This window comes from Bradyrhizobium guangzhouense, from assembly GCF_004114955.1.
Classification (GTDB): Bacteria; Pseudomonadota; Alphaproteobacteria; order Rhizobiales; family Xanthobacteraceae; genus Bradyrhizobium; species Bradyrhizobium guangzhouense.
Map to the genome: position 1 here is coordinate 3,661,168 of NZ_CP030053.1, position 12,991 is coordinate 3,674,158.

14 protein-coding genes are annotated in these 12,991 nt (G+C 65.4%); 6 read left to right on the top strand and 8 right to left on the bottom strand.

Features of this window, described 5'->3' with window-relative positions; genetic code table 11:
* Positions 1-72: 72 nt before the first annotated feature.
* From XH91_RS17695 to XH91_RS17705, 3 genes are read left to right on the top strand one after another with little or no spacing between them, the layout of a single operon-like run.
* Positions 73-903, top strand: coding sequence for a formate/nitrite transporter family protein (locus XH91_RS17695; RefSeq protein ID WP_128951754.1), 831 nt, complete (start codon positions 73-75; stop codon positions 901-903).
* A gap of 13 nt (positions 904-916) precedes the next feature.
* Entirely contained in the window at positions 917-2,719 is a 1,803-nt protein-coding gene (locus tag XH91_RS17700) for a NirA family protein (protein WP_128951755.1), read from the top strand.
* Positions 2,716-4,326, top strand: a complete 1,611-nt coding sequence (locus tag XH91_RS17705) for a sulfite reductase subunit alpha (RefSeq protein ID WP_128951756.1) — start codon at positions 2,716-2,718, stop codon at positions 4,324-4,326. The genes XH91_RS17700 and XH91_RS17705 overlap by 4 nt, the downstream gene beginning before the upstream one ends.
* Positions 4,327-4,759: 433 nt before the next feature.
* Here the strand turns inward: XH91_RS17705 and XH91_RS17715 are convergent, their stop codons facing one another.
* From XH91_RS17715 to pxpB, 3 genes are read right to left on the bottom strand one after another with little or no spacing between them, the layout of a single operon-like run.
* The gene (locus XH91_RS17715; protein WP_128951758.1) at positions 4,760-5,530 is read right to left on the bottom strand and encodes a LamB/YcsF family protein; all 771 of its coding nucleotides are present in this window, start codon (positions 5,528-5,530) and stop codon (positions 4,760-4,762) included.
* Positions 5,531-5,560: 30 nt separating this feature from the next.
* The gene (locus XH91_RS17720; RefSeq protein WP_128951759.1) at positions 5,561-6,598 is read right to left on the bottom strand and encodes a 5-oxoprolinase subunit C family protein; all 1,038 of its coding nucleotides are present in this window, start codon (positions 6,596-6,598) and stop codon (positions 5,561-5,563) included.
* Positions 6,595-7,326, bottom strand: coding sequence for a 5-oxoprolinase subunit PxpB (pxpB, locus tag XH91_RS17725; protein ID WP_128951760.1), 732 nt, complete (start codon positions 7,324-7,326; stop codon positions 6,595-6,597). The genes XH91_RS17720 and pxpB overlap by 4 nt, the downstream gene beginning before the upstream one ends.
* 247 nt (positions 7,327-7,573) lie before the next feature.
* Between pxpB and XH91_RS17730 the strand changes: the two genes are divergently transcribed.
* Positions 7,574-8,272 (top strand): ribonuclease activity regulator RraA, encoded by a 699-nt coding sequence (locus XH91_RS17730; protein WP_128951761.1) that lies wholly within the window; start codon positions 7,574-7,576, stop codon positions 8,270-8,272.
* Between the two features lie 17 nt (positions 8,273-8,289).
* Positions 8,290-8,694 carry a (R)-mandelonitrile lyase gene (locus tag XH91_RS17735; protein ID WP_128951762.1) on the top strand — a complete coding sequence of 135 codons (405 nt, stop codon included), beginning with the start codon at positions 8,290-8,292 and terminating at the stop codon, positions 8,692-8,694.
* A 10-nt stretch (positions 8,695-8,704) separates the two neighbouring features.
* Here the strand turns inward: XH91_RS17735 and XH91_RS17740 are convergent, their stop codons facing one another.
* From XH91_RS17740 to XH91_RS17755, 4 genes are all read right to left on the bottom strand, one after another.
* Positions 8,705-9,061, bottom strand: a complete 357-nt coding sequence (locus XH91_RS17740; RefSeq protein WP_128951763.1) for a hypothetical protein — start codon at positions 9,059-9,061, stop codon at positions 8,705-8,707.
* Between the two features lie 173 nt (positions 9,062-9,234).
* Positions 9,235-10,140, bottom strand: coding sequence for a DUF2147 domain-containing protein (locus XH91_RS17745; protein ID WP_128951764.1), 906 nt, complete (start codon positions 10,138-10,140; stop codon positions 9,235-9,237).
* Between the two features lie 154 nt (positions 10,141-10,294).
* Positions 10,295-10,795: a hypothetical protein gene (locus XH91_RS17750; protein ID WP_245477140.1), complete on the bottom strand. Its 501-nt coding sequence runs from the start codon at positions 10,793-10,795 to the stop codon at positions 10,295-10,297.
* A gap of 4 nt (positions 10,796-10,799) precedes the next feature.
* Entirely contained in the window at positions 10,800-11,594 is a 795-nt protein-coding gene (locus XH91_RS17755) for a transporter substrate-binding domain-containing protein (protein WP_164933971.1), read from the bottom strand.
* Positions 11,595-11,708: 114 nt separating this feature from the next.
* Between XH91_RS17755 and XH91_RS17760 the strand changes: the two genes are divergently transcribed.
* Positions 11,709-12,206, top strand: a complete 498-nt coding sequence (locus XH91_RS17760; protein WP_128954887.1) for a DUF1993 domain-containing protein — start codon at positions 11,709-11,711, stop codon at positions 12,204-12,206.
* Between the two features lie 170 nt (positions 12,207-12,376).
* On the opposite strand, the gene XH91_RS38875 is transcribed toward XH91_RS17760, so the two are convergent.
* A complete protein-coding gene (locus tag XH91_RS38875; RefSeq protein WP_430648521.1) occupies positions 12,377-12,973 on the bottom strand; it encodes a hypothetical protein in 597 nt (198 codons plus the stop codon).
* Positions 12,974-12,991: the final 18 nt, after the last annotated feature.

Consider the following 12,991-nt stretch of genomic DNA (forward strand, 5'->3'; position numbering starts at 1 on the left):
ACCGGCTCCCCAGCGATCAACGTCCGTTTCACCCGTTGACGCCGCCGACGCGCGGCAAGCTGGAGCTTCGATATGGATTACGCAAAACCCTCCGACGTTGTGGCCTCCATGGTCGATGCCAGCCTGAAGAAGCTGGCGCTCGCCCCACGCGACATCATGATCCGAGGTGCGATCTCGGGCGCGTTGCTGGGTGCGGCCACCACGCTTGCCTTCACCGGCGCTCTCACCACCGGCCAGCCGCTTGTCGGCGCCCTGATCTTTCCGGTCAGCCTCGTGATGATCGTGCTGCTCGGCCTCGAGCTCGTCACCGGCAGTTTCGCCATCGTTCCGCTCGCGCGCCTCGAAGGCAAGGCGAGCTGGAATGCGGTGATTGCCAACTGGTCCTGGGTGTTCGTCGCCAATCTGCTCGGCAGCCTCGCCTTCGGCGTGCTGATTGCGATCTCGCTCACCAACATGGGCAAGGTCGAGGTCGCCGGCGTTGCCGCCCGCATCGTTGCCGTGGCCGAAGCCAAGACCATCGGCAATGCCGCGATCGGCACCGCCGGCATGGTTTCGGTCTTCGTCAAGGCGATCCTCTGCAACTGGCTGGTCTGCCTCGGCGTCGTCATGGCGATGACCTCGACCTCCACGGTCGGCAAGATCGCGGCGACCTGGCTGCCGATCTTCCTGTTCTTCGCGCTCGGCTTCGAGCACGCCGTCGTCAACATGTTCGTCATCCCGACCGGCATGCTGCTCGGCGCCAAGGTCAGCCTTTCCGACTGGTGGCTGTGGAATCAGATCCCGGTGACGCTTGGCAATCTCGTCGGCGGCTTCGTCTTCACCGGCCTTGCGCTCTACGCGACGTACAAGCCCGCCAAGCCCGTGGCCGACGTCGCCCAGGTCGCGGTCCAGGCAGCAGAGTAGGTTCATTCAGTCCATGAAACTCGATACCACCCCCACCGCTGATTTTTCCGACGAGCAGAAGCGCTATCTCGAAGGTTTCATGTCCGGCATGCAGGTCGGACGTGTCGGGCGCGCCTTCGCAGCCGGCGGCGCGCCTGCCGGCGGCGGCGCTGCTCCGGCCGAACCATCAGGGCCGGACGCCGCGGCGATCAAGGCACAGGACAAGCTCACGGCGGCCGGCAAGAAGCTCGCCGACCAGGAGAAGTTCAAGCGCGAGCTGCATCCCTTCGACGCCTATGAGCGGCTGAAGGACCAGGCGCGCAACAACGCCAATCCGACGCCGGCGGACAATTTCCGCTGGCGCTACTACGGCATCTTCTGGGTGGCGCCGGCGCAGACCTCCTACATGGCGCGCCTGCGCATTCCCAACGGCATTTTGAAGCACTGGCAGATGTCGGGCCTCGCCGATATCGCCGAAAGCTGCGGCGGCGGCTACACCCACGTCACCACGCGCGCCAACTTCCAGATCCGCGAGATCGAGCCGAAGAACGCGGTCAAGCTGATCGAGGGCGTGCAGGACATCGGCCTGTGCTCGCGCGGCGCGGGCGCCGACAACATCCGCAACGTCACGGGCACGCCGACGGCCGGCATCGATCCGCAGGAGCTGCTCGACACGCGCCCCTATGCGCGCGAGTGGCACTATCACATCCTCAACGACCGCTCGCTGTTCGGCCTGCCGCGCAAGTTCAACGTCGCCTTCGACGGCGCCGGCAAGATCGCCGCGCTGGAGGAGACCAATGACATCGCCTTCACCGCGGTCGAGGTGAAGGACGGCCACGGCGTCGAGCCCGGCGTCTGGTTCAAGCTCGGCCTCGGCGGCATCACCGGCCACAAGGACTTTGCGAAATATTCCGGCATCGTCGTGCGCCCGGAGGACGCGACATCAGTGGCCGATGCCATTGTGCGCGTCTTCATCGAGCACGGCGACCGCACCAACCGCAACAAGGCGCGGCTGAAATACGTGCTCGACCACATGGGGCACGACGGCTTCCTCAAGCTGGTCGAAGAGCGGTTGAAGACGCCGTTCGCGCGCGTGCCTGCGGAAGCGCTTCTGCCGCGGCCCTTGTCCGATCGGATGGCCCATATCGGCGTGCACAAGCAGAAGCAGGCCGGGCTCAACTGGGTCGGCGTCGCGCTGCCGGTCGGCAAGCTCACCTGCGAGCAGATGCGCGGCATCGCCAAGATCGCGCAGGATCTCGGTGACGGCGAGATTCGCCTCACGGTCTGGCAGAACCTCCTGATCTCGGGCGTTCGCAATGAAAGCGTCGCGCTCGTCACCGCCGCAATCGCGAAGCTTGGCCTCGCCACCGAGGTCTCGAACGTGCGCGCCGGCCTGATCGCCTGCACCGGCAACGCCGGCTGCAAGTTCGCGGCCTCCGACACCAAGCGCCATGCCGCCGCGATCGGCGACTGGTGCGACGAGCGCATCAATCTCGACACGCCGCTCAACATCCATCTGACCGGCTGCCATCACTCCTGCGCGCAGCACTACATCTCCGACATCGGCCTGATCGCGGCCAAGGTGCCGGGGGCGAGCGAGGATGACCAGGTCGAGGGCTATCACCTCTTCACGGGCGGCGGCTTCGGCCCCGATGCCGATATCGGGCAGGAGGTGTTCCACGACGTGAAGGCCGAGGATGTGCCCGTGAGGGTCGAGGGCCTGCTCAAGGCCTATCTCGCCAATCGTGCTTCGCCTGAAGAGACCTTCCTGACCTTCTCCCGTCGCCATGACGGCGAATCCTTACGCAAACTCGCCGAAGCGGAAGTAACAGCATGACCCAGATGTCCGTGCCTCCCAAGATCGAGATCATTCCGGCCAATGCACCGTTCAGCGAAGGCCAGCGGCTCTGGCTGAACGGATTCCTCGTCGGCATGCTCGGTCTTGACGGCTCGACGGCGCTGTCGCCGGTCGAGAACGGCGCCATGCTCGGCCCGCAGGGTGACGGTGATGACGGCGAGGCGCCCTGGCACGATCCGGCGATGCCGATCGCCGACCGCATGAAGCTTGCCGAGGGACGTCCGCTCCGCCGCCGCATGATGGCGGCGATGGCGCAGCAGGATTGCGGCCAGTGCGGCTACAATTGCGCCGACTATTCGGATTCGATCGCCAACAAGAGCGAAGCGCGCCTCAATCTCTGCGCCCCCGGCGGCAAGGAGACGGCGCGAATGCTCAAGCAGCTGTTCGAGGAGGTCGACAAGGCGCCGGCCGCAAAGCCAGTCGGTGGAGCGCCCGCCGCAACCGCACCGGCCGCGCCCGAGGTGACGGCCGAGCTCGGCCGCGCCCGCGAAAATCCGGTCGAAGCGACCTTCCTGTCGCGGCGCCTGCTCAACAAGGGCGGCTCTGAGAAGGAGACCTATCACATCGAGTTCGATCTCTCCGAGAGCAAGCTCGATTACGTCGTCGGCGACAGCTTTGGCGTGTTTGCACGCAACGACCTTGGCCTCGTCGACCAGATCATCGCGCTGCTCGGCGCCTCCCACACCACCAAGGTCAACAACAAGACGCTGCGCGAGGCGCTGGTCGAGGACGTCTCGCTGTCACCGGCGCCGGACAAGCTGTTCGAGCTGCTCTCCTTCATCACCGGCGGCGCCCAGCGCGAGAAGGCGAGGGCGCTGGCGCAGGGCGAGGATCCCGACGGCGATGCCGCAACGCTCGATGTGATGGCGGCGTTGCAGAAGTTTTCCGGCACGCGGCCGCACCCAGAGGCCTTCGTCGAGGCGCTGGAGCCGCTGCAGCCGCGACTTTACTCGATCTCCTCGTCGCACAATGCGACGCCCGGAAAGCTGTCGCTGACGGTCGATTCCGTTCGTTACGTCATCGGCAAGCGTAAGCGTCTCGGCGTTGCCTCAACCTTCCTCGGCGAGCGCATCGCCGAGGGCGAGAAGCTCAAGGTCTATGTGCAGAAGGCGCACGGCTTCGGCCTGCCGCAGGATCCGAAGACACCCGTCATCATGATCGGCCCCGGCACCGGCGTTGCGCCGTTCCGTGCCTTTCTGCTCGACCGCAAGGCGACCGGCGCGCAAGGCAAGAACTGGCTGTTCTTCGGCCATCAGCGCAGCGATTGCGATTTCTTCTACCGCGACGAGCTCAATGCGATGAAGACTTCAGGGCTGCTGACGCGCCTGTCGCTGGCCTGGTCGCGCGACGGCGAGAAGAAGTTCTACGTGCAGGACCGTATGCGCGAGCTCGGCCGCGAAGTCTGGACCTGGCTCGCGGAAGGCGCGCATCTCTACATCTGCGGCGATGCCAAGCGCATGGCCAAGGACGTCGAGCGCGCGCTGGTCGACATTGTCGCCCAGTTCGGTGCGCGCTCGACCGACGAGGCTGTCAGCTTCGTCGCCGATCTCAAGAAGAAGGGCCGTTTCCAGGCCGACGTGTACTAAGGCGCGGCAAGATCAGCGTGAATCGCCGCCGCTGCGCATCGCACCGGCGGCGCCGTGCTACTGTGCATGGGGTTGTTTTCGAAAGTTTGGCCCGGGCGGAACCGGAACCGGTTCCATTCGGCTTGGACTTTAACGAATAGCATTCCTGGAACCCACTGCCGCGGAGAATTTTCGCCTGCAAAGCGGGCCAGAGAAGCGCTTCCATCGCTATTTGCACGACGGTCTTACAGCCGTCGTGCTGGATCGTCATACTCGCCCGATGGTGCGTTGGAAATCGACCATCCGGGAATTGTCGGCGGAGGCCAGGCTTCATCTCTATGCGCGATCGCTCGCGCGCAGGACAAGAGCGAGCGCGCACCACATCGGCATCTACGGCGCGTGCGCACTCATTGCAGTGCTCCTCTTCGGCACGTTCTCGGCGCGCCCGTTCTGATCACGACCCGCGCTTGAACGGCGCGACCTCGATCCCCGCGTCTTTCAGCGCCTGGCGCAAGGTCCGCGCGATCTCGACCGCGCCGTGCGTGTCGCCATGGATGCACACCGTGTCCGTGCGCATCTTGATGACCTTGCCTGTGACCGACACCACGGCGCTATCCTGCACCATCCGCACCACGCGCTCGGCGATCGCCTTGGCGTCATGCAGCACTGCGCCCGGCTTCTTGCGCGAGACGAGGTTGCCGTCGTCCTCATAGGCGCGGTCGGCAAACACTTCATGCACCATCGGCAGGTTCGCGTCCTCGCCGGCCTTCACCAGCTTCGAATTGGCGAGCACGACGAAGATCAGGCTGGGGTCGACCGCCCTGATGCCCGCGGCAATCGCCTTCGCCGTCATGTCGTCCTCGCAGGCGACATTGGACAGCGCGCCATGCGCCTTCACATGCGTGACCTTGTGGCCGGCCGCGGTCGCGATCGCCTGCAATGCGCCGATCTGATAGGCGACGAGGTTTTCGATCTCGGAGGCCTTCAGGCCCGCGATCGGATGCCGGCCGAAGCCGTGCAGGTCGCGATATCCAGGATGCGCGCCGACCGAGACGCCGCGCGCTTTCGCGAGCTCGACCGTCCGCCGCATGATGTCGGGGTCGCCGGCATGGAAGCCGCAGGCGACGTTGACCGAGCTTGCGAGCTCGATCATGGCAGCGTCGTTGCCCATCTCCCATGCGCCAAAACCTTCGCCGAGGTCGCAATTGAGATCGATCGTCTTCATGGTTGCTCTCCGCCTTGGTCTTGTTGTCGCTTACGGCTCCGCCGTGACCTGCCAGGTCCCGGCATCCACGGCGCTGACCGCATAGCCCGCCACATTGGCATCGCTCAGCGCCTCGATGTTGAGCTCGACCGTGTCGGACGAGCGCAGGCGATCGGGCAGGGTGCGGATCAGCTGCTGGAACTTGCGCGCCTCGTCCTGCGCCTCGGCCATGGTGACGGCCTTGAAGCGGAATGCCGTGCCCGCCGAGGTCTGCGCGAGACGGCCGACATCGGCCGTGATCACGGTTGCGATCTTGGGGTAGCCGCCTGAGGTACCGCGATCCATCATCAGCGCGATCGGCGAACCGTTGCCGGGCACCTGGATGCTGCCGTTGACAGTGCCATCAGAGACGATGTTGTGGCCGTGCAGGTGCTTGATGGCGGGACCTTCGAGCCGGTAGCCCATGCGGTCCGACGTCGCCGAGATCTTCCACTCGCTATCCAGGAACAGCGCCTTGTTGGCGTCGTCGAACTCGTCGTCCTGCGGACCCAGGACGATGCGGATCGGGCCGCCCACCGGCTTTGGCAATTCAATCCGCAACTCAGGCGCGCCGCTGGCGGCATCGACCGCGAATTCGTCGCCGGCCTGGAGCGGGCGCGGGTAGGGGCTGCCGAGCCCGGCGCGGGCGTTCACCGCGAGGCTGCCGAACACCTCTTCGCCCTTGATGGCGCCTTCGATCGCGAGATACGTGAACGAGCCGCCACGCGCAAAGCCCAGCGTCAGCGTCTCGCCGTCCTTCAACGTCACCGACGTGTCCATCACGACCGGTTTCCCGGCGACATCGGCATTGCGCGGCGCACCCGACAAGGCGACGCGCACGGCGCCGTCCCTGGCCGTAAACGTCGCACCGAACGGGCCGATCTCGACCGCGGCTGCGAACGGCTCGTTGCCAACGAGCGTATTCGCCGCGGCCAGCGCCAGCCGATCCATCGCGCCGCTGACCGTGAGGCCATAGCGCTGCGCGCCGAAGCGGCCGCCATCCTGGACGGAGCTCGCAGGCCCGATGCTGGCGACGATCAGCCGGCTCATGCGTCGACCCGTTCGGCGATGATCTCGCCGGCCTCGGCGGCGCGATCCAGCTCCTTGAACGTCTTGGGGTCGATGGCAAAAAACGTCACGCGATCACCGGGCTCGGTGAGGAAGGTCGGGTTGCGGTGGAGTTGATAGGTCCTGACGGGCGTGCGGCCGAGCAGATGCCAGCCGCTCGGCGCCGCCAGGCACTGGATGCCGGCCTGGATGCCGCCGATCGAGATCGTTCCTGCAGGCGTGAAGAGCCGCGGCGACTGCCGCCGCGACATGTGCAGCGATTTGTCGAGACCGCTGAGATAGGACCAGCCCGGCGTGAAGCCGATCATGGCGACGCGATAATCGCCGCCGGCGTGCCGGGCGACGATGTCGTCGGGCGTGGTATTCAGTGCCTTAGCGACATCCTCGAGGTCGATGCCGTGCTCGCCGCCATAGGCGACGGGAATGCGCCAGCGCCGCGCTTTTGTGGTGGGCGGCAACGACTGGCCGGTGAGCGCAAGCAGCTTTTCGCCGAGCGCATCGAATCCGATCTTGTCGGGGTCGTAATGTACCAGCAGCGAGCGATAGGTCGGGATCGTCTCCGAGATGCCGCTGATCGGCGAAGCTGCAAGCGCCTTGTCGAGCGCCAGCACACGCTCATTGGCGGCGTCGTCGATGGTGCGGCTGAACTCGACCGTGACGGCGCTGTCGCCACTGGGCAGAAGGCGGGGCGGGTGGAGCGTCGCGGCCATGAGATGTCGAATTCGGGCCTTGAGGAATGCGCGGGCTCGACCTTGAGTTCCGCCTCAACCCTGCTTCGCGTAAATGCGCCCGCAAGTCCAATAAATTAATGCCGGGGGTGACGATAAAGCCTTGTTATCGCGTCGCATAACAGCCCGGCAGGGCCGCATTCTTGTCAGGGCTTTGGCCCTTGACGGGAAGCCCCCGGCTCGCAAGATGCGCGCGTTCTTTCCCGCACCTCGGAGCTCGTTCTCGTCCATGTCGCTGTCACCCGAAGCCCGCAAGACCCTCGCCGGCATCACCACCGCCACCATCACCACGGTCCTGCTGAAGAAGGGCCTGCGCAATGTGTGGATGCGCGGGGCGCGTCCGCTGCGTCCGGGCCTGCCGCGCCTGGTGGGACCGGCCTTCACGCTGCGCTTCGTGCCGGCGCGCGAGGATCTGGCGACGCCGGAATCCTGGTCGTCGCCGATCTCGACCCGCACCGCGATCGAGGCCATGCCCGAAGGCTGCATTGCCGTGGTCGACGCCATGGGCATCACCGACGCGGGCATCTTCGGCGATATCCTCTGCGCCCGCATGATGAAGCGTGGCGTCACCGCGCTCGTCACCGACGGCGTCGTGCGTGACGTCGAGGGCGTGCTCGGCACCAACCTTCCGGTCTGGTGCGACGGCTATGCCGCGCCGCCGTCCGTGGCCGGCCTGACCTTCGTCGGCTGGGGCGAGCCGATCGGCTGCGGCGGCGTCGCCGTGTTCCCGAACGACATCGTCGTCGCCGACCAGGACGGCTGCGTGCTGATCCCGCAGGCGATGCTCGATCACGTTCTCGCCGAGGGCGTCGAGCAGGAGCGGATGGAAGCCTGGATCGTCAACGAGGTGAACAATGGCGCGGTGCTGCCGGGCCTCTACCCCATGAACGCCGAAACCAAGGCGCGCTACGCCGCCAGCAAGAAGTAACAGGAAACGAGGACACCATGGACATCACGCTCGCAGGCACGCGGCCGACCCGCCGCGCGCCCAAGGAAAACTTCACCGGCACCGTGTTGCAGGATCCCATCAACATGGCGCCGGCGCCTGCGCGGCTGAACGTCTCGCGCGTCTCGTTCGAGCCCGGTGCTCGCACCAATTGGCACCATCATCCGCTCGGGCAGACGCTCTACGTGATTTCGGGCGTCGGCCGCGTCCAGACCAAAGGCGGCCCGGTCAAGGAAATCCGTCCTGGCGACACGGTCTGGATCCCGCCGGGTGAAGTGCATTGGCACGGCGCCTCGCCGGGTAACTCCATGTGCCACATCGCCATGCAGGAAGCGCTCGACGGCGTGTTCTCGACCTGGCTCGAGCCGGTCACCGACGCCGAATACGGCGCGGCGCTGGGCTAGAGCGCTCCGGCTAGATCCGCTCCGCGGTCCACGTCCCCGAGCACATGGCGCCACGCCATGTGCCGGAGCCTGATGTGCCGCTGAGCCGGCCAGAACCGACGGCGTGCTTGATGCCAGTGCTCAAGGTCACGTTGATGCTGCCGGCATCGGCGACGCGGCCCGATGCCGTCACTGCTGTGCTGCTTGAGGCGATCTGGCCGTTGCTGATGCCGATTGCGACCGTCGCGCCGTTGCCGCAGGTTTCGCTCGACGACGAGATGCGGACATTCCATGTCCCGTCGAAGGTCGAGCCCGCGGCATCCGCCTGTGTGAGCGGAAATGCGATCGCGATAATGGTGGCTAGGAGACCCTTGCAAAATCCGTTCATGACACACCCCTGTGGTTGACCATGCGGGGATCGTGTCATCGGCGCAAGGTTCGCGATGTGAGGACTGTCACGCGCGCCAAAGCCTGTGTGAGGTGACGCACATCGCGACACCTTCGCAAAACAAAGGGGCCCGGATCACGGGCCCCTTGTCATCTCGAAATCGTCGAGCCGGTCTAGTTCACGCGAGTCCAGGTCTGGCCGCCGCAGAACATGCCGCCAAAGGCGCAGCCTTGCACGCGCAGGCGGTCAGTGCCCCTTAACGTGATCGTCGAATCGTAAGTCGAGCCCGAATTGGGATCGAGGATGCGGCCGGACCATTTCTGGTCCTTGCCGGGCTTCATGTTGATCAGAACCTGCTCGCCATTCTGGTTCGATTTGCTGTCGACCGAATAGCCGCAAAGGTTGTTGCCGCACTGCTCGATGCGGACCTTGCCTTCCTTCTCCTCGGTGAGCCAGACGCCGAGCGGTGAATTGAGGTCGCGCGCAGTCGCGGCTGCGGGAGGCGGCGGTGCGACAGCGGCGGCCTGCACGGGAGCAGGGGCTGGCGCGGGTGCTGGTTGCTGCGCCGGTGCAGGTGGTGCGGCGGCGACGGTTGGAGCCGGCGGTGGAGGTGGTGCGGGTGGCACCGCAGCCACCGTCGGGGCCGCGCTCGGAGCCGGTTGAGGCGGCGGCACCATGTCTTCTGCCGGGGCGGTGCTGGCAGTCGCCGCAGCAGGCGGAGCGGGCGATGATGGTGGCGCGGGCGGCGGCGCTGCGGCGGCCGGGGCGGGCGCCGCTGGAGCGGCAGGAGCCTGCTCAGCCGCCGGAGGTGCGACGACGGGAGCGGGGGCCGGCGCGGGAGCAGGCTGCGTTTGCGGATCGACCTTCGCCTGCTGCGGCGCTTGCTGGTCCTGCTTGGTGTCGTTCTTCTTGGCTTTCTTGGATTTACCCTGACCGGTGTTGTCATACACGCCGGGGATCTGAACCGTGCCGCGGTCCGGATCGATGCGGATGGTGCGGCCACCATACTCGAACGTGTACTGCGCCTGCGCTGCGGTGCTCGCCAAAAGGAATGCGGCCGTGGCCAACAGCTTCCTCATTTCCATCTCCCGAAAAGCTGGTCCCCGCACCGACGCTTACGCCTCGGTTCATCTGCGAAAAGTGATCTAGATCACTGTCACGGTATGAGTCGCCTACCGGTGGTTCCGGGTTCAATAACGCCGAACTCGGTCCCGAGTTGGATGGGCGGTCCAGCTACTTCTCCGGGCAGCGCGAATCCGCAGCCCGCTCGGCACGGGCGAGGGCCGCCGCGTTGGCCTTCTCGGTGTGGATCTCGACTGCACCAACAAGGCAGGCTGTCTCGCCGTTGATCGCGAACACTGATAGTTCCTGGACCTCGCGCTCGTCGTCACCGACCCGGCTCCAGGTCCGGATCACCGCGGCCCTGGGAACGCCGGCGCGCATGATCCACTGCACCCTGTCGCCAAAGGCCTTGCCGGCGCCGCGCCATTGCGCCGTCGGCCCCTCCACCTTCTCGATCGCGCGCTTCGGCGCAATCGTCAGCGAGACGATGTTGCCCTCGTCGGCGAAGCGGACGACGTAGCCGGCGGGTCCCGGGCAGGTCCACAGCCCGAACCCTTCCTTGGATTGATCCTTGCAGGCGGGACCCGTCGCCGGCGTGAAGGGCGTCTGCCCGAATGCACTGCCGGCTCCGGCCGTTGCGAGTACAGCCGCGACCGCGATCACGTGACGCATGATGCTAGTCGAACCAGGCGGCGTAGATCTTCTTGTAGCTGCCGTCCTCCATGGAGATGTGCAGCCACTGGTCGACGAAGGCCTTCAGCGCCATGTCGCGCTGGAGCCAGTAGGCCTTCTCCGAGAAATCGAACGGCTTGTCCGGATGCACCGCGCAGAGCACGCCCGAGTTCTGCTTCTGCTGGTAGCGGGTCTCGGAGGCGTCCGTCATCATCAGATCGGCGTTGCCCTTGGCGATCTCGTGGAAGATCTCGGTGTTGTCGGGAAATACGGTGATGTCGGCGTCCTTGATGTTGGCGCGCGCGAAACGCTCGTTGGTGCCGCCGGGATTGACGATGACACGTGTGCCTTTCTTGTCGATATCGGCAATGGACTGGTACTTGCCGACGTCGGCGCAGCGCGCGATCGGCGTCTTGCCCTCGCGCATGATCGGCATCGAGAAATAGCCCTTCTTCTGCCGATCGAGCGTCACGGAGACGCCGCCCATCGCGATATCGAACTGATCGGCCTCGAAATCCTTCATGAGCTTCGGCCAGGCCGTCGGTACGAACTCGACCTTGACGCCAAGCGCCTTGCCGAGCGCCTCGGCCATGTCGACGTCGAACCCGGAGAACTGCTGCGTCGTCTTGTCCAGATAGGTGAAGGGCTTGTAGTCGCCGGTCATACCGACGCGCAAGGTGCCGCGCTTGATGATCTCGTCGAGGCGCGAGGTCGATGCCTGCTGCGCATGCGCCGAAAGGTTTGTCAGCGATATTGCGGCCAAAACTGCAAGGATTCGAACTGATATTCGAACGATCATCTCTTTTCCACCCACGCCCGAGCTGTCATTGTGCAGCTCTTCTGAGGTGGATTTAGACCAGATGCCGGTTTCTGGCGAGATGGAATTGAAGGGAATTGTGAAGTGACGATCTCGATGTACGAGGCCTCGGTCGGCCTCTTCGTACCCTATTTGCGCAATCTGTCCGTGCTGCTCGACAAGGGCGTCGCCTATGCCGAGACCCGCAAGTTCAATCCGGCGGTTCTGCTCGGCATGCGCATGGCGCCGAACATGTACGATCTGGCGCAGCAGATTGGCGAAGCCTGCCGACACGCCACCGTTGCGCCGGCCTTGCTGGCGCAATGCGAGCCGGTCGCGCTGCCGCCGCTGGAGCACGACATGGCCGGGCTCCAGGCGCGGATCGCCACCTCAATCGAGTTCATTGAAAGCCTGCCGCGTGCCGAGATCGATGCGGCGGCGGAGCTGAAAGTCTTCTTCAAGCTGAAGAACGGGACCGAGCTGCCCTTTACCGGGCGGACGCTGCTGCTCACCAACAGCGTCCCGCAATTCTTCTTTCACGTTACGACCGCGTACGATTTGTTGCGGCACGCGGGTGTCGAGCTCGTGAAGAAGGACTTCTTGGGAAGGAAGTAGCGCTTGGTGTTCACCTCTTCCCAGCGGGGAGAGGTCGGATTGCGCAGCAATCCGGGTGAGGGGGCGCAACGTACATTGAGACCTGAACCCCTCACCCGGATCGCATCTTCGATGCGCTCCGACCTCTCCCTTCGGGAGAGGTGCACGGAGAGAGTGGCCCCCAAGCTAACTTATGCCTCGCCCTTGCGCTCGTAATCGGCAAGCGAGCTGCGACCGGCGATCTCGCTGCGAAGCAGTTCGAAGCGCCGGCGCGCCTCGTTCTCGTGTTCATCGACAAAATTCACGGCGGCCTCGCTGGTCATGGGGCCGCTGACCACGGGGGCGGACTGCTCGCCGATGGTCTCGTGCACGTAATACTGCCCGTCGTCGCCGCGATGGACCGTCCATTTCAGGCGGATCGCCACCATCGGGCCGGGACCGACCTTGCTGTAGCCATCGGCATCGGACGGGTGCTCCGGCGCCAGCGGCTGTTCCTCGACCACGGGATGCTCGTGCGCGTCCAGGCCAGAATGTTCGGCTTCGACCGGATGCTCATCGGCGACGGCCGTTTCGGTCCCGGCGTCCCGGACGACGAAGGTGGGCTCGGGGTGCTCGAAAATGCTGGCGATGGTCGCCAGCGCTTGGTCGGTCGGGTCGATCTCTGACAAGGTCCATCCTCCAGCTCGACGCGGCCGGCAAATCTGTCCCACTGCCGCCGCGGCCGGATACATTACGCGGGTTTGATTAAGGCTGAGTTGGGGCCCGATCTGCACCAAAATGGGACGCATTCTGGCCCTCCGAAGGCG

What these genes read in the sequence shown, in the direction of transcription:
- XH91_RS17730 (WP_128951761.1), top strand. Translation starts at nt 7,574, where the DNA reads ATGTCGCTGTCACCCGAAGCCCGCAAGACCCTCGCCGGCATCACCACC.
- XH91_RS17740 (WP_128951763.1), bottom strand. Translation starts at nt 9,061, where the DNA reads ATGAACGGATTTTGCAAGGGTCTCCTAGCCACCATTATCGCGATCGCA.
- XH91_RS17715 (WP_128951758.1), bottom strand. Translation starts at nt 5,530, where the DNA reads ATGAAGACGATCGATCTCAATTGCGACCTCGGCGAAGGTTTTGGCGCA.
- XH91_RS17760 (WP_128954887.1), top strand. Translation starts at nt 11,709, where the DNA reads ATGTACGAGGCCTCGGTCGGCCTCTTCGTACCCTATTTGCGCAATCTG.
- XH91_RS17700 (WP_128951755.1), top strand. Translation starts at nt 917, where the DNA reads ATGAAACTCGATACCACCCCCACCGCTGATTTTTCCGACGAGCAGAAG.
- XH91_RS17695 (WP_128951754.1), top strand. Translation starts at nt 73, where the DNA reads ATGGATTACGCAAAACCCTCCGACGTTGTGGCCTCCATGGTCGATGCC.
- XH91_RS17745 (WP_128951764.1), bottom strand. Translation starts at nt 10,140, where the DNA reads ATGAGGAAGCTGTTGGCCACGGCCGCATTCCTTTTGGCGAGCACCGCA.
- XH91_RS38875 (WP_430648521.1), bottom strand. Translation starts at nt 12,973, where the DNA reads ATGCGTCCCATTTTGGTGCAGATCGGGCCCCAACTCAGCCTTAATCAA.
- XH91_RS17750 (WP_245477140.1), bottom strand. Translation starts at nt 10,795, where the DNA reads ATGCGTCACGTGATCGCGGTCGCGGCTGTACTCGCAACGGCCGGAGCC.
- XH91_RS17755 (WP_164933971.1), bottom strand. Translation starts at nt 11,594, where the DNA reads ATGATCGTTCGAATATCAGTTCGAATCCTTGCAGTTTTGGCCGCAATA.
- XH91_RS17735 (WP_128951762.1), top strand. Translation starts at nt 8,290, where the DNA reads ATGGACATCACGCTCGCAGGCACGCGGCCGACCCGCCGCGCGCCCAAG.
- XH91_RS17720 (WP_128951759.1), bottom strand. Translation starts at nt 6,598, where the DNA reads ATGAGCCGGCTGATCGTCGCCAGCATCGGGCCTGCGAGCTCCGTCCAG.
- XH91_RS17705 (WP_128951756.1), top strand. Translation starts at nt 2,716, where the DNA reads ATGACCCAGATGTCCGTGCCTCCCAAGATCGAGATCATTCCGGCCAAT.
- pxpB (WP_128951760.1), bottom strand. Translation starts at nt 7,326, where the DNA reads ATGGCCGCGACGCTCCACCCGCCCCGCCTTCTGCCCAGTGGCGACAGC.